Source organism: Streptomyces sp. SID13031 (genome assembly GCF_010548305.1).
Taxonomy (GTDB): Bacteria; Actinomycetota; Actinomycetes; order Propionibacteriales; family Kribbellaceae; genus Kribbella.
In genome coordinates this window covers 265,175-282,070 of record NZ_JAAGLV010000010.1, presented here as the reverse complement: position 1 = coordinate 282,070, position 16,896 = coordinate 265,175, and the positions used below count along the sequence as shown (strand labels likewise).

The following is a 16,896-nucleotide window of genomic DNA, read 5'->3' as shown; positions in this document are numbered from 1 at the left end:
CTCAGGTCCGTACTAGCTCAGGCGTCCCGTAGGCCTCCGGCCGTCGGTCGCGCAGGTGCCCCATCGACCGCCGGGCCTGTTCGAGGGCCGCCTCCACGTCGAGCTCGGCGATCGCCATCCCCTCGGTGACGCCGGTGTCGGCGATGATCTCGCCGCCGGGATCGACGATCTTCGCGCTCGCCACGAAGCGGAGCGCGCCGAACATCCCGGACTGGTTGGCCGACAACCAGACGACCTGGTTCTCGAGCGCGCGGGCGCGGTCGAAGAGGTCGAAGCGGCGCTTCCAGCGGTCCTTCGCCAGATCGGGATCGGGGTTGGTCCGAGCGCCCGGCCAAGCAGAAACGCAGGCGATGATCTGGGCCCCGTCCATCGCGAGAGTGCGCGCCGCTTCGGGGAACGCCTTGTCGTAGCAGATCATCATGCCGAGCCGCCCGACCGGCGTATCGAAGGCCTCGAAGCGGTCGCCCGCCGCGTAGTGCGCGTCCTCCTGCAACGGTTGATGCACCTTGCGATGGTGGCCCAGGACGCCGTCGCCGTTGACGCAGACGGCGCTGTTGTAGATCAGCCCGCCGTCGGCCTCGGCGTACCCGGCGATCACTGTGAGGTCGCCGGCCAGTTGCGCGAGCCTCGAGATCTCCTTGCTGTCCAGCTGAAACGCCGGCGGTGACTCCGCAGTACCGTCGAGGCTCAGCAAGTAGCCGCCCAGTGCGCCTTCGGGAAGGGCGAGGAGCTGTACTCCGGCAGCGCGAGCCTCGGCGATCAGTCCGGCGATGCGCTGGAAGTCGGCTTCGAGGTCGCGGTCGAAGTTGGCGGCGACGGCCGCCATCCGCAAGGTGGTCATGCCGCTCCCATTCCGGTCACCCCGGCCGGGATGACCTCGGTGATCTCGCCATCCGGCCAGCGGAGGCTCACTCCTTGGCCGTCGGTCAGTTGCCCACACACACGGCTCTCCGCCGGTCCTGCTTGCAGCTCCTGCGGTCCGGCGGTGAGCATCGCGAAGCCCGGGAAGCAGGTCAGCCAGTCGCCCATCGATGCGCTGGCCGGCTTGGGGATGTCGGCGACGTCCAGTACTGCCGCGCAGCCGCTAGCCTCGGCGAGCATCCCGAGCGTGCCAACGACGCCGGCCATCGAGACGTCCTTGGCCGCTGCGGGTTGGGCTTGGCCGACTGCCTTCACCATCGCCTGCAGCTCATCGCTGCGCCGGTGCGTGGTCGAATCCCATTGCCGGCCCGCATAGCCGGCGCGCCAGCCACCGCCAAGGTCAGCGGTCAACCTGACTGCATCCCCCGACTTGCCGCCGCCACCTGGTACCGGGCGTTCTGCTTTGCCGAGCGCGGTGACACTCAACGAAGCCGGTACGCCGAACTGCGTGTGCCCACCGAGCACCGGTACGCCGTACGCGTGCGCCGCCTGCCTGAGGCCGCTCAAGATCCGGGCTGCGAAGCTACTGTCCCTCGCCCCGATCGAATCGAGCAGCCCGACCGGGGCGGCGCCCATCGCCGCCAAGTCATTGACGTTGACCAGCACAGAACACCAGCCGGCCCACTCGGGGTCGCGCTCGACCAGGGATGGAACGATGGCGTCGCAGGCTGCTATCAGGTCGCTTCCGGGCACGGGGGCGCCGTCGTCGCCGATGAATCCGGCTGGGCCGATTCCTTGCAAGAGATCGCCCAGCTCGCTCTTCGTTGCTGCGGTCAGGCGTTGGATGCGGCCGATCGGCCAGCGCATCAGTACGTGCGGCGTGCCGGCGACCTGCACTGGCCGGACGGTTTCCCAGCCGAGTCGTTGGAAGAAGCGGTGCGTCGTGGTCTGGACAGTCGCGTCGAAGCGCAGCGCACCAGCCGCCTCAGCCCTTGCACACGCAGCCCTCACCAACGCGGCGCCAGCACCTGCAGCCGGGCCGGCCGTCACCAGCCGGCCGCCTTGCCACCAGCCGATGTCCGGGCCGGAGGTTGCCGGGCCCAGGCGCACACCGCCTACCACCTCGCCGGAGTGCGAGCGGCCGATCAGGACGACTGTGCGAGGGTCCTCGTCGCGGTCGTCGAGATCAGTGCCGGTGAACAGGCCTTGCGCGTCGACGAATGCCTGGCGGCGGAGGCCGTAGTAGGCCTGCAAGGTCGCGGCGTCGGCGGCTTCCTCGATGAGGAAGGACGGCCTCGACCCCGCAGGGGGCTCGCCCAGGAGGGCGAGGACGTCAGCGGCCCGCCGAACTCCGGTCAGCTGCGGCGGTACCGGATCAGTCACGGTGCTCATGCGCCTGCTGCCGAGAGGAGGCTGCAGGCTCCGCAGGCCGCGCAGCCGGCGGATTGGTCGGCGCCTCGCATCCCTGCTTCGGTGAGCAGGGCGGCTACGCGGGCGGTGATTTCGCGGACCAGGCGAGGGTCGGGTGGGAGTACACCGTCGGTGCGGGCGAGAGTGCCGAGCATCGGGCGAAGTGGGACTACGAAGGGGTAGATACCTCGGGAGATCAGGCGGGCGGCACCGGCGACCAACTCGTCGGGGTCTTCGCCCATACCGATCAGGAGGTACGTCGAGACTCGGTTGTGGCCGAAAACTCGGACCGCCTCATCCCAAGCCGCGTCGTACTCCGCGAGCGGTACGGTCGACTTGCCGGGCATCCAGCGGCGGCGGACCTCATCGTCCAGCGACTCGACGTGGATGCCGATCGAGGTTGCGCCCGCGGAGTGCAGGTCGGTGATGACGGACAGGTCGCCGGGCGGCTCGATCTGGACCTGGATCGGTAAGCCTGGAACGGCTTCCAGTACCGCCCGGACGCAGCGCACCAGGTTGCGCGCGCCGCGGTCCGGGCCAGTGGTGGTGCCCGTGGTCATCACCATCTGCTTGATACCGTCGAGCCGCACAGCCGCCTCGGCGACCTCGGCCAGTTGCTTGGGCGTCTTGGCCGCGACGGTCGCACCGCTACGCAGCGATTCCTCGATCGAGCAGAACCGGCAACGCGTCGATTCGTCGTACCGGATGCAGGTCTGGACGACGGTGGTGGCGAGCACGTCTTTCCCGTGCAGCAAGGCGATCTGCTGGTACGGCACGCCATCCGCCGTCGTCAGGTCGTAGAACCTGGGCCGGCTGACCGGCTCGACCGACAGCCCCAGGTTGAGCCCGTTGCGGAACACGGCGCCGTCCCGCACCTGGTAGGGGCTGTCAGCAACGATCGGAAGGGTCGCGTTGGCACCGTCGACGACCAGGTGCCCGTCGTCGCTCGGGCCGGCGCCCTTGCTGCGGCGGACCGGCGCGTCCACCTGTACGCCGTACACGGCCATCTCGGCCCGGGCTGTCAGGGTTTCTTCGGTGCCAACGCTCATGACCATCCCCTCAGAACATGTACGTCGAGTTGATGATGGCGCCCTTGCGGGCGTAGTGGATCAGCGCGTCCTGGACGTCGAGCGGGTGCGTCGGGATGACGCCCTCGATCAGGTCCTCCTCGCGGGCGCCGTGCAGCGACAGCCCGAACCGGCAGCAGTAGACCTTGCCGCCCTCGGTGATGAAGGTCTTCAGCGACTCGTTGATGTTGTGCTCGCCGGGGAACGCCGAGTTGCCGGTGGTCGGGAAGCCCCGCGTCGCCAGACAGTTCAGCGAGCCGGGACCGTAGAAGTAGATCGCCGACTCGAAACCCTTGCGCTGTGCCCGGGTCGCCTGCAGGATCGCGACGAAGCTCACCGACGACTCGTGCGCGATGCCGTGCACCAGGGTGAAATAGGTCTCGCCGTCCTCGGCCTGGTAGTCGGGGAAGACCTTCGTACCGCCGTAGATGCTGGAGCCCTGCGCCAGGGACGGGTGCGGGATCTCTTCCAGGCTCTTGGTCTCGAGCTCGGTCAGTTCGGCCAGTTCGGGCATGTCTTGCTCCTTGCGGGGTTGGGGTGTTCTGGTAGAGCGGTCAGTCGTAGAGGTGTTCGAAGGTGCGCTGGAAGACCAGCTCACCGAGCTCGCCGTCGCCCATCGCGGCGCGGACCTTGGCTAGTTCGCCGGCGTGGTCGCCCCAGGGCTGGTCGCTGGCGAACAGCACCCGGTCGTGGCCGATGCCACGCCGCTCGATCTCGGCGGCCAGCCAGGCCGGGGCGAAGCCGATCGCCCAGGACAGATCGGTGTAGACGCGCTTTCCCGCCTCGATCCAGTCGAAGAAGCGCGAGCCGATCAGCTTGATGTGCCCGCTCATCCCGCCACCGAAGTGGACGAGATGGAGCGCGACGTCAGCGGCGTACGTCTCGACCAGGTGACCGATGTGATCGATATCGGACGCGGCGCCGGGCGAAGTGTGGACGTGGACGACCAGGTTGTTGCGCCTGGCCGTCTTGAAGATCTCGTCGAGCTGCGGCCGGACGTCCTCATCGGCCGGGTGGCCGCCGAGCAGGAAGCTCAACTTCAGCGCCCGTACGCCGGGCTCTGACGCGAGGGTGAGCGCCTTGGCCGTCAGCTCGGCGTCCTGCGGTCGCGGCGAGACCCACAGGCCGGCCCGGATCCGGTCGTCACGATCCGCCGCCTCGACCACGAGCTCGTTGAAACCAAAGGAGATCGCGACGTCCGGTACGCCGTAGTTGGGGATCACCAGGGCGCGGTCGGTGCCCTCGGCATCGAGGTCGGCGAGCAACTCGTCGATGGTGGCGCGGGCGGTGAGGTCGGGACTGACCGGTGGGCCGCCGTAGAAGGGGTAGGCCGGGAGGACACCGAGATGCCGGTGCGCGTCGGATGTCGACATGTCTATTGCCCTACGCAACTGCCGGAGTTGAATGAGACTGTTGAGAGCGGGGCAGCCCGGCGATCCAGCGGACGCCGGTCTGCATCCGGCGCTGGACGATCTGCTCGGCCAGGTACGCCGCGTCGTCGGCCACGCCACCGAAGCGGCCGGAGCCCCAGGTGTGCTGCCAGGGCAGGCCGACGAAGTACAGACCGGGGACGCTCGTCACCCCGCGGTGATGTGTCGGGTAGCCGCGACCGTCGAAGACCGGGACGCGGATCCAGCCGTCGTCGCGACTGAAACCGGTGCTCCAGACGACGGCGCTGATGCCTTGCAGGCTTAGGTTTTCCGGCTCTGTCGGCGGTTCCCAGACTGGCTGATAGCGGGCTTCGTCCGGCGCCTCGATGCCGCCGGCGGCGATGTGGGCGTCGATGGAATCCTTGATGCCTTCGGAGACCGCGTCGGCGTGATCGAGGTTGGCTTTGAGGTCAGGCTGGAAGGAGAGGGTGCTGCCGTCGGTGCCGACCAGCCGGCCGTAGAGCTTCATGCCCTCCATCGCGAACCGGCGAAGATCGATGTCGCGACCGCCATCGCGGCCGGTGACGTAGTGGTTGACCCGGAACCGGACGGCGTCGACGTCGTCGAACTCGTCGATCCCCTTGGCGTAGTAACCCATCTCCTCGAGCCAGGCGACGACATCCTTACCGCGGTAGAACCGTGCGACCCTCGGCGCTGAGCCCGTCACGAGATGGACCTGGCGGCCCGCGAGGTGCAGGTCTTCGGCGATCTGGCAGCCCGACTGGCCGGTGCCGACCACGAGGACCTCGCCCTCGTCCAGCTGGGAGGGATTCCGGTACTGCGACGAGTGGACCTGCTGCACCCCGTCGGGCAAGCGCTCGGCGAAACGCGGGAGCTTCGGTCGGTGGTACGGGCCGGTCGCGAGGACGACCTGGTCGGCCGTCACGGTGGCGGCGTCCGTGGTCAGGGTGAAGCCTTGCGCGGACTGCTCCAGGCTCGTCGCCCGGACGCCTTCGGCCAGCGGTACGTCGAAGGCGTGCGCGTACTCCTCCAGGTAGGCCACGATCTCGTCGCGGAGCATGAAGCCGTCGCCATCCGGACCGGAGTACGGGAAGCCGGGGAGGCGGCACTGCCAGTTCGGGGTGACCAGGCAGAAGGAGTCCCAGCGACGGTTGCGCCACTCGCTGCCGACCCGGTCGGCCTCGATGACGACGTGGTCGAGGCCGCAGGCGGTCAGCTCCCAGCTCGTCGCCAGCCCGGCCTGGCCGCCACCGACGACGACCACCGGGTAGTGCGCGCCGTCTCGAAGACTGACCTGTGGCATGTCGGCTCCCGGGGATTCGGTCCTGCCTGGATGTCATCCAGTGAAGGACCGCCTGATTGCCGCACGATTGCCCCCGGAACAAACTCCGGTTTCCGAATCGCCCCCGGACGTTTCGGGTGGGTAACGAGGAACTCTCACCTACTGTCAGGCGAGCTTGCGGACCTCGGTCTCCGCGGGGGTGACGAGGCGGCCGTCGGCAGCGTGAATCTCCAACGATTTCAGCGGTTTGCCGTCGCGGCGGTCGAGGAGCTCCGAGTGCGGCTCGCCGGGCTCGAAGGAGAAGGCCTCACCCCATTGGCGCAGCGCGACGATGACCGGGAAGAGCGCCTCACCCTTGGCGGTCAGCACGTACTCGTGGTGGGCGCCGGCCGGTTCCGTGGTGAGGATGCCGTTGTCGGTGAGGGCTTTGAGCCGGGCGCTGAGGATGTTCTTGGCGACGCCGAGGCTGCGCTGGAACTCACCGAACCGGCGGCTCCCGTCGAACGCGTCCCGCACGATCAGCAGCGACCACCAGTCGCCGACCTCGTCGACGGACCGCGCGACCGGGCAGTCCGCGTCGCCGAAACTCGTTCGCTTGACCATGGTTGCAAAATGCTACCACTTCGCTATACGGTTGCAAGATGCAACCTCAGAGGCTGTTCCTGGCGGTGGCGGCCGGTGTCGCGGTCGCCAACGTGTACTTCGCCCAGCCGCTGCTGGTCACGATGGGCGCCGATCTCGGCATCGCACCGGGCACGGTCGGCGCCTTCGTCACCGTCACCCAGCTCGGCTACGGACTCGGCCTGTTCTTCCTCGTACCGCTGGGAGACCTTCTCGACCGGCGCCGACTGATCCGCGCGCAGTTCGCCTTGCTCGCAGTGGCCCTGCTGCTGGTCGGGGTCGCCCGCAATGCCGCGATGTTGCTGATCGGCCTGGCCGCGGTGGGCCTGCTCGCCGTCGTCACTCAATCCCTGGTCGCGTTCGCTGCATCACTGAGCGCCCCGGCTGAGCGAGGGCGCGCCGTCGGCACGGTCACCAGCGGCATCGTGATCGGCATCCTCCTCGCCCGGACGACGTCAGGCCTGCTGACCGACCTGGCCGGCTGGCGATCGGTCTACCTGATCTCCTGCGGGCTGAGCCTGCTGATCGCGCTGTCGTTGTTCAAGGCAGCACCGCAGCCTCGGGCTCAGCTTTCGTACCCCGCACTGCTGCGTTCGACCGTGACTCTTTGGCGCGAGGAGCCGGTCTTCAGGGCACGCTCACTCATGGCGTTCTTCATCTTCGCGGCCTTCAGTACCTTGTGGAGCTCGGTGGTTCTGCCACTCACCGAGCAGTCATTGACGCACACGGAGATCGGGGCGTTCGGACTGATCGCGGCAGCAGGCGCACTCGCTGCGGGACCGGCTGGGCGACTCAATGATCGGGGCCATGGGCAACTGGTGACGACGGGAGCTTCAGTGCTGCTGGCATCGAGCTGGCTACTGATCGTCTGGACCCCACGCTCGCTGTGGGCATTGGCGATCGGCGCGATCGTGCTCGACCTCGCAGTACAGGCCGTGCATGTCAGCAACCAGAGCCGGATCATCGAGTTGCGACCTTCAGCCGGCAGCCGGCTCATCGGCGGCTACATGATCTTCTACTCGGCCGGCAGCGGACTGGGCGCGATCCTGTCGACCACGCTCTACTCGTGGTCTGGGTGGACAGCGGTTTGCTTGCTTGGGGCAACCTTCAGCCTGGGCGCGGTGGCTACTGCAGTCCGAGCAGGGCGAGTGACTTCTCCCGCATCTCGATCTTCCGGATCTTCCCGGTGACCGTCATCGGGAAGTCGTCGACCAGCAAGACGTAGCGCGGGATCTTGAATCGCGCGAGCTTGCCGGTGGCGAACTCCTTCACCGCCGCCGCATCGAGGGGCGGTGCGCCGTCCTTGAGTTTGATCCACGCGCACAGCTCCTCGCCGTACCGGTCGTCCGGTACGCCGATCACCTGTACGTCGGCGATATCGGGGTGCGTGTAGAGGAACTCCTCGATCTCGCGCGGGTACACGTTCTCGCCGCCGCGGATCACCATGTCCTTGATCCGGCCGACGATGTTGACGTAGTCGTCGTCGCGCATCGTGGCGAGGTCGCCGGTGTGCATCCAGCGGGCCTGGTCGATCGCCTCGGCGGTCTTCTCGGGCTCGTCCCAGTAGCCGAGCATGACGGAGTACCCGCGGGTGCAGAGCTCACCCGGTTCACCTCGCGGCACGACGAGGCCGGTCACGGGGTCGACGAGTTTCACCTCGACGTGGGGCATCACGCGACCGACTGTCGACGTACGGCGATCGAGGTCGTCGTCGCGGCGGGTCTGCGTGGAGACCGGCGAGGTCTCGGTCATGCCGTAACAGATGGCGACCTCGGCCATGTGCATGTCGGCGACGCAGCGCTTCATCACCTCGACCGGGCAGGGCGAGCCGGCCATCACGCCGGTCCGCAGGCTGCTCAGGTCGTACTCCGCGAAGTTCGGCAGCCCGAGCTCGGCGATGAACATCGTCGGTACGCCGTACAGGCCGGTGCAGCGCTCGTCCTGAACCGCTTGGAGGCTGGCCGCCGGGTCGAAGGCTGGGCCGGGGATGACCATGCAGGAACCGTGGGTGGTACAGCCGAGATTGGCCATCACCATGCCGAAGCAGTGGTAGAAGGGCACTGGGATGCAAAGCCGGTCGTCCGGGCCGAAGCCGATCGTCTCGGTGACGAAGTACCCGTTGTTGAGGATGTTGTGGTGGCTCAGCGTCGCGCCCTTGGGGAAGCCGGTGGTGCCGCTGGTGTACTGGATGTTGATGGGGTCGTCGAAGCTCAGCTGGCTCGCACGCTCGTCCAGCTCGGCCTGGCTGACCTGACCGGCCGCCTCGACCACGGCGTCCCAATCCGGCGCACCGATGTAGACAACGGCCTCCAGCGCCGCACAGTCCGGCCGCACCTCGTCGACCATCTTGCGATACTCGCTGGTCTTGAACTCGGTCGCCGAGATGAGCAACTTCACCCCGGACTGATTAAGCGCAAAGCCGAGCTCATGCGTCCGGTACGCCGGATTGAGGTTGACCAGAATCGCCCCGATCGCCGCCGTCGCGTACTGCGTGATGGTCCACTCGGCACAGTTGGGCGCCCAGATCCCGACCCGATCCCCCTTGGCGATCCCCTTCGCCATCAGCCCCCGAGCGAACTCGTCCACGTCGGCACCGAACTCGGCGTACGTCCACCGCCGCCCACTCTGTACCTCCACCAGCGCGTCCCGCTCGCCGTACTTCGCCACGGTCCGTCTGAGGTTCTCCCCAATCGTCTCCCCCAGCAACGGCACCTCAGAAACCCCGGACGCATAGGAAGGCAGACTCATCCCGCCATCGTCACCCGCCACCCCGCCCCCGACAAGACGACACGGACGATCGCCCACTTAATCGGCCATATGACCGACTAAGTGGGCACATGACCGTTATAGTGGTCATATAGGAGGTGAACGGCTATGGACTTCTCGGAACCGATCTCCGCTGCCCTTCCCGGGCTTCACGGCCGGGTACTGAGCGTGCTGGCCAGGACCGAACAAGCACTGACCGGCCGCGCCGTCGCCGGCCTGCTTGACCCGCCCGCGAGCACGAGCGGAGTCCAGCGGGTCCTCGACGAACTGGTCCGCAACGGCCTCGTCGCCGCGGAGCCGGCCGGTCGCGCGAAGCTGTACACCTTGAACCGGGAGCACGTCGCCGCAGCTGCGATCGGTGAACTGGCGAACCTCCGGGACCGCTTCATCAGTCGCCTCCGGGCCGAGGCGGAGACCTGGGAGGTGCCCGCTGCCGCCGTCTGGCTGTTCGGCTCCACCTCCCGAGGACAAGGCGGACCGGACAGCGACATCGACGTCCTGGTGGTGCGCCCGGACGAGGTCTCCGACTCGGACCCGCGCTGGCTGGCGCAGCTCGAAACCCTCGCCGACCACGCCACCCGCTGGTCCGGCAACCCTTGCGAGATCGTCGAGTACAGCAGCACCGAACTCCAGCGGCTCATCCGCCGCCGCGAGCGCATCATCACCGAACTCCGCCGCGACGCCGTCCCCGTCGCCGGCACTCCACCCCACCAAACCCTCAACCGAAAGACAGTTTGATGCCGGCCCTGGACGAAGCCCGAGCCGCTGAACTCACCAACGACCTGGAACTGTTCAACGCAGCGGCGTCGAACGCGGTCACCTCGGGCATCAACTCGAAGGACGCGATCTGCCTGACCCTGACCGGCAGGACCCGCAAGGCGGACAACCACGCCGAGGCAGTCGCCGAGTTGAAATCGGCCGGTCCGGTCGGCCGAGAGGTCAGCAGCACGTTCTCACGCCTGCTCAGGCTCAAGGCGAAGTCGCAGTACCAGGCAGAGTCGATCTGCGCGGCAGATGCGAGCAAGAGCGTGGACTGGGCAACCAGGTTGCTTGAGACCGCCCAGCTCGCCTGCAAGGGTTGAACAGAACGGGCCTGCCCCGGCGGTCGATTCAGCACCATTGGCCAGCTCGGCTGGCGATCCCGCCTCACTCCTGTCGGCGCACCGGGGTCAATTGGCGATCCTGCCCCGCCCGGCGACCGGACGAGAGTCACCTGGCATTCGGCCCGCCTGCTTGGGGTTTTGCTGAGCGGCGACGGAGGAGCCGCGACTTGGGGCGGGGTGGGAGCGCGCGACGGAGGAGGTTGCGTGGGCGCAGTACAGGCGAACAGGTGTTCGGGTTCGGGGAAACTGGATGTGGACGGCAAGCAATGTCGGGGATAACTCTGTGTGTGAGGTGGTTGCTGAGCGTGGTGGGATGGCTACGCTGGTTGGGAGAGGTGTGAGGCATGGGCTGGTCGAGCGAACGGCAGGCCCGCAGTGAGCGTCCGCCTGGCCGCAGCGCGGAGGCGGCGCAGAGGACCGCTGCGGTGCATGAGCGCGTCCGCGAACTGCAAGGGGTGCTTGGTGCTGCGCTGGCCGGGGAGATTCGTGGGACTGAGCTGCAGTCGTTGAAGCGGGCGCCCCGGCGGGCGCCGCCGGTGGGGCATGCAACGGATCTGGAGCCGCGGCCGGGGCCGGTGTGGGCAGCGTTCCTGCCCAGCCGTCCTGGACCGGTGGTCCGCTGGTTCGGTGGACAGCGGCGGTATGCGCGGCGCCTGGCCGAGGCCGAGGACCGCTTTGCCGAGGCGATCGAGCGACACCGGGTCAGTGAGGAGACCCGGCGAGAGCGGGTCGCCCGGGCCACCAGGGACCAGGCGGAGCAGCAGCGGCGGCTCGATGACGCACTCGCCGAGCAGCACCAGCGAATCGACGAGTACCAGCGAGCCGTGGAGAGCCGGGAGCGCCGTGCCGTCAGCCGGTACTTCCAGAAGGCGCTCGACCGGATCCCCGAGCCGCAGCACTTCCCCCGCCGTCGCCGGGTCGGCTACGTCCCGGAGTCGACGTTGCTCGCGGTCGAGTGGGATCTACCCGACCTGAGCGTCGTACCGGCCGAAGCGGCGTACAGGTACGACAAGGAGCGGGACGCCGTGGTGCCCGTCCCCCGGCCCGACCAGGAGCTGCGGCTGCTCTATCAGCAGCTAGTGGCCCAGCTGGCGCTGCGGGCCTTGCATCTGGTCTTCGGCAACGACCGGTACGACGTGGTCGAGACCGTCGTGTTCAACGGCATGGTGGAGTCGGTCGATCTGGCCACCGGCAGGACCGTCCGCCCGTGCCTCATCACCCTCAGGGCCACCCGCGAGCAGTTCAAAGCGCTGGTACTCGACCAACTGGACCCGGTCGCCTGTGTCCGCCACTACTTCGCCGCGGAGGTCTCCCGGCACCCGGAGGAGCTCCAGCCCGTCGAGCCGGTGCTGGACTTCGACCTGGCCGACCCGCGCACCATCGAGCCGGCCGACATCCTCAGCGAGATCGACAGCCGGCCCAACCTGCTGGAGCTCACCCCGGACGAGTTCGAGCACCTGGTGCACAACCTGCTGACCCGGATGGGCCTGGAGACGCGACTGTTCCGCAGTGGCAATGACGGTGGCATCGATTGCGTCGCCTACGACCCCAGGCCGATCACCGGTGGCAAGTTCGTCGTACAGGCCAAGCTCTACACGCGTACCGTGCCGCCGTCGGCCGTCCGCGACCTCTTCGGCACAGTGCTCGACGCCGGAGCCACCAAGGGCATCCTGATCACCACCAGTGGCTTCGGCCCGTCCAGCTACCAGTTCGCCAACGGCAAGCCGCTCCAGCTGATCGACGGCACCGGGCTGCTCGCCCTGTGCCACCAGCACGACATCCCTGCCCGGATCGTCCCGCGCGCCAGTGCATCGTGAGGCGCTTAGCTGATCGGCGACTCGTAGACCAGTAGCTCGGTACCGGTGGCGCCTTCGCCGTCGTCGGGAGCGGTGAAGAGGCGCAGCTTCTTGCCGTCGACCTCCAGCGCGACAGGGTTCCGGGTGACCGAGTGGCCGGCCGCGGAGTACGCCGGGAAGGGAATCTCGTGCAGGATCCGGTTGTCGTCGTTCAGGTCGAGCAGTGCGAGCCCACCGAGCTCGAAGCTGCCACCTGTCGCCGTCTTGAGGCCGGTGACGCCACCACACAGCTGCTTGCTACGGCTGACGTAGTCGCAGTCCTGGTAGTCCAGCAGGTGGCTCTGGTTGGGCTCAACCGCCAACTGCTTGCCAGAGGCGGTCCACTCGTACAGCGTCCGCGACCCCCAGCTCACCCCGTGCACCAGTCCGGTACGCCGGTCCCGCACCACGCCGCCCACGTGGTCCCGCACCCGGAACTGCTCGGTGACGCGGTAGTTCCGAGGGTTGATCTTGTAGACGACCGCCCGCGAGTTCGGCCGGTACTCCGCAGTCGGCACCCACACGTTCTCCCCGTCGTAGTCGATCCCGCCCGGGTGGTACGCCGTCCCCTCCCCCACCCGGATGTCCTTCAGCAGACGGCCCTGACGGTCCAGCACGAACACATGCCCGATCCCCTTGCCCGGCGTGCGGTCGTACCCGTCCACCGGCACCGGGTAGGGCACCGGCGCCTCGAGTACCTCCACGCTGGACAGGTAGATCAGGTCCCCCACCAACGCGAACCCCTGCGGGTGGTACGTCGGGAACTTCAACGGGATCCGGGCAACCTGCGCCCACGCCGTACTCCGGGTGGTCGCCTCGAACGCGCGGGCCACCTTGTCGTCGCGGCCCGCGGCGTCGGCTCCGACCACGGACAGGCCGGCCACCAGCACTCCGGCCAAGACGCTCGCCAGCAAAGTCTTCCTACGCATTGCCACTCTCCTGTCAGACTGAGCCCTATGGACTCTGGGATCACGGTGACCGGTACCGGGCAGACAACTGCACCGGCGGACCTACTGCGGCTGACTTTGAGTGTCGGTCATGATGCGGCCGATGTGGCCGCCGCTGTCGCACAAGTAGCCGAGAAGACGGATGCTGTTCACTCCGCGTTGAGTGCGCAGGGCGTCGAGGCGAAGGACATCGCGACCAGCTCGGTCAACGTCTACCCGCAGTACAAGGACGGGATGACCGTCGCGGGCTACCGCGCCTCTCACTCGCTGACCGTGACGACCAGGGACCTGACCGGTTTCGGCCGGTTGCTGAACGCCGCAGTAGATGCCGCGGGCAACAATCTCGGACTGGAACAGCTCCAGTTCGACGTCGCGGACAAGAAGCCGCTGCTGGACCAGGCACGCCAGCTCGCCTTCGCTCAGGCCCGGGAGAAGGCCGCCCAGCTGGCCGAGCTGGCGGGGCAGTCGCTCGGCTCCATCGCCGCCGTCGCCGAGAGCCACAACCACGCGCCGTTCCAGCTGCAGTCCGCGGCGGGCAAGTCCTCCGACGCGTACAGCTCGGAGCTATCGGTTACTCCGGGGGAACAGAGCATCGAGCTCTCCCTCGAGATCCAGTGGTCCTGGGCCTGACCTTTCGGCGGGTGGCGAAGGGTCAGAGGACCGGATCACTTTCGCGTTAGGTTGCGCCATGGCGACCAAGCGTTCTCTCGTTTCTCTCACCATCGCCGCCGTGCTCGCACTGGCGGCCACCTCCTGCTTCGACCCGGACCAGGACTCCGGCAAGTCCGGCGCCTCGCCGCCCACGAGTACTTCCTCGACTCCGCCGCCGAGCAGCACCCCGGCGCCGTCGACGCCGTCAGTCACTCAGTCGGCCCCGCCGGCGGCCACCGCACGGACCAAGGCCGAGCTGACCAAGGCGCTGCTGGTGCCGGCCGATATCCCGTCCGGTTTCTCGGTCGACCCCTCCATCGACCCGGACGACTCCAAGCTGTCGTCGAGCGATGCCCGCTGCAAGGAGCTGGTGCTGCTCTTCAACGCCAAGACTCCGCCCGGTGTGAAGGCCGTCGCGAACCGCTCATTCACCGGCGGCCAGCAAGGCCCGTTCTTCGACGAGGAGCTCGACGCGATGGGCTCGCCAGCCGCCGCCACCGCCCTGCTCACCCGCACCAAGGCGGCGATCAAGTCTTGCAAGTCGGCCAAGCTGACCATCCCCGGCGTCGGCGCCTCGACGATGGTGGTGAGCGAGATCTCGGTGCCGGCGGCGGGCAGCAACCCGGTCGGCGGCCGGTTCACTGCGAACGGCGGCGCCCTGAACGGTGTCGAGATCATCTTCGCCTTCGTCGGGGTCGGCGACGTCGTGCTCACGATGAGCTTCGACTCAGGCGACCAGGTCGACGGCGCGCTCGGTGCGGCGGCCGTCAAGGCCAAGAAGATGCTGGGCACGGCCAAGACCGGTACCTGACGGGGCTGTCTCAGATTGAGACGACTCTCGGTCACTTGCGCAGATGACGGAACGGGGTCCGGTCCCTAAGGTCGCTGTATGTACGCACCGGCTCCGCTCAGGCGACAACTGAACAGTTCGGGTCTGTTGTTGCTCGGTCCCGCCTTCGTGGCGGCGGTCGCGTACGTGGATCCTGGCAACTTCGCGACGAACATCGCCGCGGGCGCGACGTACGGGTATCTGCTCTGCTGGGTGGTCGTCGGCGCGAACCTGATGGCCGTCCTGGTGCAGTATCTGGCGGCCAAGGCGAGTATCGCGACCGGGCTGACGCTGCCGCAGTTGTGCCGGGCGCACTTCAAGCGATCCACCTCGACCGGGTTGTGGGCGCAGGCCGAGCTGGTGGCGGTCGCGACCGACCTGGCCGAGGTGGTCGGCGGCGCGATCGCGCTGAACCTGCTGTTCGGGATCCCGCTGCTGCTCGGCGGCGTGATCACCGGCGCGGTCTCGTTCGGGTTGCTGATCTACCAGTCGAAGCGCGGTCAGCGGCCGTTCGAGGCGGCGATCGTCGGGCTGCTCGCCGTCGTCCTGGTCGGGTTCGTGGTCTCGACGGTCAAGTCGGATCCGTCCGCCTCCGGCGTGGTCGGCGGTCTGGTACCGCGGCTGGACGGCACCCAATCGATCGTGCTGGCCGCCGGCATGCTCGGCGCGACCGTGATGCCGCACGCGATCTGGCTGCACGGCGCGCTCGTCACCGACCGGCACTGGAAGTCGATCCGCTCCGCGAAGGGCAAGCAACGGGTACTGCGCGCCACCCGGATGGATGTCGCGGTCGCAATGGCGCTGGCCGGCGCGGTCAACCTGGCGATGGTCGTGCTCGCCGCCGCCGCGCTGAAGGGCACTGGCGCTGATTCGCTGGACGCCGCCCACGCCGCGATCGGCGATCGGCTCGGACATACGGCGGCGTTGTTGTTCGCCCTCGCGCTGCTGGCGTCAGGCTTCGCGTCGTCCTCGGTCGGCACCTACGCCGGGTCGGTCATTCTCGAAGGGTTCTGGAAGCGGCACGTCCCGCTCGTGTTCCGCCGCCTCGTCACGCTGCTGCCCGCGCTGGTCATCCTGGCGATCGGGATCGACCCGAGCCGCGCGCTGGTCGTCTCCCAGGTCGTGCTGAGCTTCGGGATCCCGTGCGCGCTGTGGCCTTTGGTGAGACTCACAGCCTCCCGGCGCGTCATGGGCGACCTTGTCAACCGGTTGCCGACTACTCTCCTGGCATGCCTGGTAGCAACCGCCGTCACGGCCCTCAATGTCGTACTGATCGTGCTCACTCTGCGCGGGTGAGTCGCGCGTGACCGCAACCTATGCGGTCAGTGACATCCACGGTCACCCCGGCAAGCTCACCGCGGCGCTCCAGCAAGCCGGGCTGATCGACGCCGAGGGCAACTGGTCGGACCAGGACGTCCGGCTGTGGTTCCTGGGCGACTTCTTCGACCGCGGGCCGGACGGCGTCGGCGTACTGGCACTGGTCCGAAAGCTGGTGGCGCAGGCCGAGGCGGGGCGAGGCGAGGTCCGGGTGCTGCTCGGCAACCACGAGATCCTGGCGCTGGGGATGCGCAAGTTCGGCGGCGCGTTCGTGCCGCACGAGGGGATCACCTCGCGCAGCTTCGAGCGCAGCTGGGCGCTGAACGGCGGGCAGGACCGCGACCAGGAGCTGCTCACCGACGACGACGTCGCCTGGCTGCTGGACCGGCCGCTGCTCGGGCTGGACGCCGACCACCTGCTGATGCACTCCGACACCGAGGAGTACCTCGCCTGGGGTGACTCGATCGACGAGATCAACGCGATCGTCCGGACCGAGCTGCACACCGACGAGATCACCGTCTGGTGGGAGATCTGGCGCCGGATGACTTCGCGCTACGCGTTCCGGGGCGAGGCCGGCCCGGTGATCGCGGCCGAACTGCTCGAACGGCTCGGCGGCCGCCGGATCGTACACGGGCACAGCATCGTGGCCGACCAGCTCGGCATCGACCCGGCGTACCTGACCGGACCGCTGCTGTACGCCGACGGGCTGGCGCTCGGTATCGACGGCGGCACCTTCGACGGCGGGCCGTGCCTGGTCGTCAAACTGCTGCCGATCTGACGGAATGCCCCACGGCCGCGCTCGGTTGACGCTTGAAG

At 68.1% G+C, this 16,896-nt stretch carries 17 protein-coding genes; 8 read left to right on the top strand and 9 right to left on the bottom strand.

The genetic code is table 11. The features are described 5' to 3' along the window. Window position 1 precedes the first annotated feature (1 nt). From G3I17_RS21625 to G3I17_RS21595, 7 genes are all read right to left on the bottom strand, one after another. On the bottom strand, window positions 2-841 hold the full coding sequence (locus G3I17_RS21625) for a carbon-nitrogen hydrolase family protein (protein ID WP_164599090.1): 840 nt from the start codon (window positions 839-841) through the stop codon (window positions 2-4). Continuing rightward, a complete protein-coding gene (locus G3I17_RS21620) occupies window positions 838-2,253 on the bottom strand; it encodes an MSMEG_0567/sll0787 family protein (protein WP_164599088.1) in 1,416 nt (471 codons plus the stop codon). Before G3I17_RS21620 ends, G3I17_RS21625 begins: the two co-directional genes overlap by 4 nt. After that, complete coding sequence (locus tag G3I17_RS21615; protein WP_164599085.1) at window positions 2,250-3,320, bottom strand: MSMEG_0568 family radical SAM protein; 1,071 nt, start codon at window positions 3,318-3,320, stop codon at window positions 2,250-2,252. The genes G3I17_RS21620 and G3I17_RS21615 overlap by 4 nt, the downstream gene beginning before the upstream one ends. A gap of 10 nt (window positions 3,321-3,330) precedes the next feature. Further along, a complete protein-coding gene (locus tag G3I17_RS21610; RefSeq protein WP_164599084.1) occupies window positions 3,331-3,852 on the bottom strand; it encodes an MSMEG_0572/Sll0783 family nitrogen starvation response protein in 522 nt (173 codons plus the stop codon). Between the two features lie 40 nt (window positions 3,853-3,892). Further along, window positions 3,893-4,711, bottom strand: coding sequence for an amidohydrolase family protein (locus G3I17_RS21605; RefSeq protein WP_164599082.1), 819 nt, complete (start codon window positions 4,709-4,711; stop codon window positions 3,893-3,895). Window positions 4,712-4,721: 10 nt separating this feature from the next. Further along, window positions 4,722-6,032, bottom strand: coding sequence for an MSMEG_0569 family flavin-dependent oxidoreductase (locus G3I17_RS21600; protein WP_164599080.1), 1,311 nt, complete (start codon window positions 6,030-6,032; stop codon window positions 4,722-4,724). A 144-nt stretch (window positions 6,033-6,176) separates the two neighbouring features. Continuing rightward, window positions 6,177-6,614 carry a helix-turn-helix domain-containing protein gene (locus G3I17_RS21595; protein WP_164599078.1) on the bottom strand — a complete coding sequence of 146 codons (438 nt, stop codon included), beginning with the start codon at window positions 6,612-6,614 and terminating at the stop codon, window positions 6,177-6,179. Window positions 6,615-6,652: 38 nt separating this feature from the next. Between G3I17_RS21595 and G3I17_RS21590 the strand changes: the two genes are divergently transcribed. Further along, a complete protein-coding gene (locus G3I17_RS21590) occupies window positions 6,653-7,822 on the top strand; it encodes an MFS transporter (protein WP_203590548.1) in 1,170 nt (389 codons plus the stop codon). Here the strand turns inward: G3I17_RS21590 and G3I17_RS21585 are convergent. Then, window positions 7,758-9,380 (bottom strand): AMP-binding protein, encoded by a 1,623-nt coding sequence (locus G3I17_RS21585; protein ID WP_164599076.1) that lies wholly within the window; start codon window positions 9,378-9,380, stop codon window positions 7,758-7,760. The genes G3I17_RS21590 and G3I17_RS21585 overlap by 65 nt on opposite strands. 126 nt (window positions 9,381-9,506) lie before the next feature. Here G3I17_RS21585 and G3I17_RS21580 point away from each other — a divergent pair, with 126 nt between their 5' ends. The 3 genes from G3I17_RS21580 to G3I17_RS21570 all read left to right on the top strand — a co-directional run bounded on the left by G3I17_RS21580 (window position 9,507) and on the right by G3I17_RS21570 (window position 12,318). Next, entirely contained in the window at window positions 9,507-10,136 is a 630-nt protein-coding gene (locus G3I17_RS21580; RefSeq protein ID WP_164599074.1) for a nucleotidyltransferase domain-containing protein, read from the top strand. Next, window positions 10,136-10,480 carry a DNA-binding protein gene (locus tag G3I17_RS21575; RefSeq protein ID WP_164599072.1) on the top strand — a complete coding sequence of 115 codons (345 nt, stop codon included), beginning with the start codon at window positions 10,136-10,138 and terminating at the stop codon, window positions 10,478-10,480. Before G3I17_RS21580 ends, G3I17_RS21575 begins: the two co-directional genes overlap by 1 nt. A gap of 365 nt (window positions 10,481-10,845) precedes the next feature. Continuing rightward, window positions 10,846-12,318 carry a restriction endonuclease gene (locus G3I17_RS21570; protein WP_164599070.1) on the top strand — a complete coding sequence of 491 codons (1,473 nt, stop codon included), beginning with the start codon at window positions 10,846-10,848 and terminating at the stop codon, window positions 12,316-12,318. Between the two features lie 5 nt (window positions 12,319-12,323). Here the strand turns inward: G3I17_RS21570 and G3I17_RS21565 are convergent, their stop codons facing one another. Beyond that, window positions 12,324-13,265: a DUF6454 family protein gene (locus G3I17_RS21565; RefSeq protein ID WP_164599068.1), complete on the bottom strand. Its 942-nt coding sequence runs from the start codon at window positions 13,263-13,265 to the stop codon at window positions 12,324-12,326. Window positions 13,266-13,292: 27 nt separating this feature from the next. Here G3I17_RS21565 and G3I17_RS21560 point away from each other — a divergent pair, with 27 nt between their 5' ends. From G3I17_RS21560 to G3I17_RS21545, 4 genes are all read left to right on the top strand, one after another. Further along, the gene (locus G3I17_RS21560; RefSeq protein ID WP_164599066.1) at window positions 13,293-13,913 is read left to right on the top strand and encodes an SIMPL domain-containing protein; all 621 of its coding nucleotides are present in this window, start codon (window positions 13,293-13,295) and stop codon (window positions 13,911-13,913) included. A gap of 58 nt (window positions 13,914-13,971) precedes the next feature. Next, window positions 13,972-14,745 carry a hypothetical protein gene (locus tag G3I17_RS21555; protein WP_164599064.1) on the top strand — a complete coding sequence of 258 codons (774 nt, stop codon included), beginning with the start codon at window positions 13,972-13,974 and terminating at the stop codon, window positions 14,743-14,745. A gap of 78 nt (window positions 14,746-14,823) precedes the next feature. Beyond that, entirely contained in the window at window positions 14,824-16,059 is a 1,236-nt protein-coding gene (locus G3I17_RS21550) for an Nramp family divalent metal transporter (protein ID WP_164599062.1), read from the top strand. 7 nt (window positions 16,060-16,066) lie between these two features. Further along, window positions 16,067-16,858 (top strand): metallophosphoesterase, encoded by a 792-nt coding sequence (locus G3I17_RS21545; RefSeq protein ID WP_164599060.1) that lies wholly within the window; start codon window positions 16,067-16,069, stop codon window positions 16,856-16,858. Window positions 16,859-16,896: the final 38 nt, after the last annotated feature.

What these genes read in the sequence shown, in the direction of transcription:
- G3I17_RS21625 (WP_164599090.1), bottom strand. Translation starts at nt 841, where the DNA reads ATGACCACCTTGCGGATGGCGGCCGTCGCCGCCAACTTCGACCGCGAC.
- G3I17_RS21620 (WP_164599088.1), bottom strand. Translation starts at nt 2,253, where the DNA reads ATGAGCACCGTGACTGATCCGGTACCGCCGCAGCTGACCGGAGTTCGG.
- G3I17_RS21615 (WP_164599085.1), bottom strand. Translation starts at nt 3,320, where the DNA reads ATGAGCGTTGGCACCGAAGAAACCCTGACAGCCCGGGCCGAGATGGCC.
- G3I17_RS21610 (WP_164599084.1), bottom strand. Translation starts at nt 3,852, where the DNA reads ATGCCCGAACTGGCCGAACTGACCGAGCTCGAGACCAAGAGCCTGGAA.
- G3I17_RS21605 (WP_164599082.1), bottom strand. Translation starts at nt 4,711, where the DNA reads ATGTCGACATCCGACGCGCACCGGCATCTCGGTGTCCTCCCGGCCTAC.
- G3I17_RS21600 (WP_164599080.1), bottom strand. Translation starts at nt 6,032, where the DNA reads ATGCCACAGGTCAGTCTTCGAGACGGCGCGCACTACCCGGTGGTCGTC.
- G3I17_RS21595 (WP_164599078.1), bottom strand. Translation starts at nt 6,614, where the DNA reads ATGGTCAAGCGAACGAGTTTCGGCGACGCGGACTGCCCGGTCGCGCGG.
- G3I17_RS21590 (WP_203590548.1), top strand. Translation starts at nt 6,653, where the DNA reads ATGCAACCTCAGAGGCTGTTCCTGGCGGTGGCGGCCGGTGTCGCGGTC.
- G3I17_RS21585 (WP_164599076.1), bottom strand. Translation starts at nt 9,380, where the DNA reads ATGAGTCTGCCTTCCTATGCGTCCGGGGTTTCTGAGGTGCCGTTGCTG.
- G3I17_RS21580 (WP_164599074.1), top strand. Translation starts at nt 9,507, where the DNA reads ATGGACTTCTCGGAACCGATCTCCGCTGCCCTTCCCGGGCTTCACGGC.
- G3I17_RS21575 (WP_164599072.1), top strand. Translation starts at nt 10,136, where the DNA reads ATGCCGGCCCTGGACGAAGCCCGAGCCGCTGAACTCACCAACGACCTG.
- G3I17_RS21570 (WP_164599070.1), top strand. Translation starts at nt 10,846, where the DNA reads ATGGGCTGGTCGAGCGAACGGCAGGCCCGCAGTGAGCGTCCGCCTGGC.
- G3I17_RS21565 (WP_164599068.1), bottom strand. Translation starts at nt 13,265, where the DNA reads ATGCGTAGGAAGACTTTGCTGGCGAGCGTCTTGGCCGGAGTGCTGGTG.
- G3I17_RS21560 (WP_164599066.1), top strand. Translation starts at nt 13,293, where the DNA reads ATGGACTCTGGGATCACGGTGACCGGTACCGGGCAGACAACTGCACCG.
- G3I17_RS21555 (WP_164599064.1), top strand. Translation starts at nt 13,972, where the DNA reads ATGGCGACCAAGCGTTCTCTCGTTTCTCTCACCATCGCCGCCGTGCTC.
- G3I17_RS21550 (WP_164599062.1), top strand. Translation starts at nt 14,824, where the DNA reads ATGTACGCACCGGCTCCGCTCAGGCGACAACTGAACAGTTCGGGTCTG.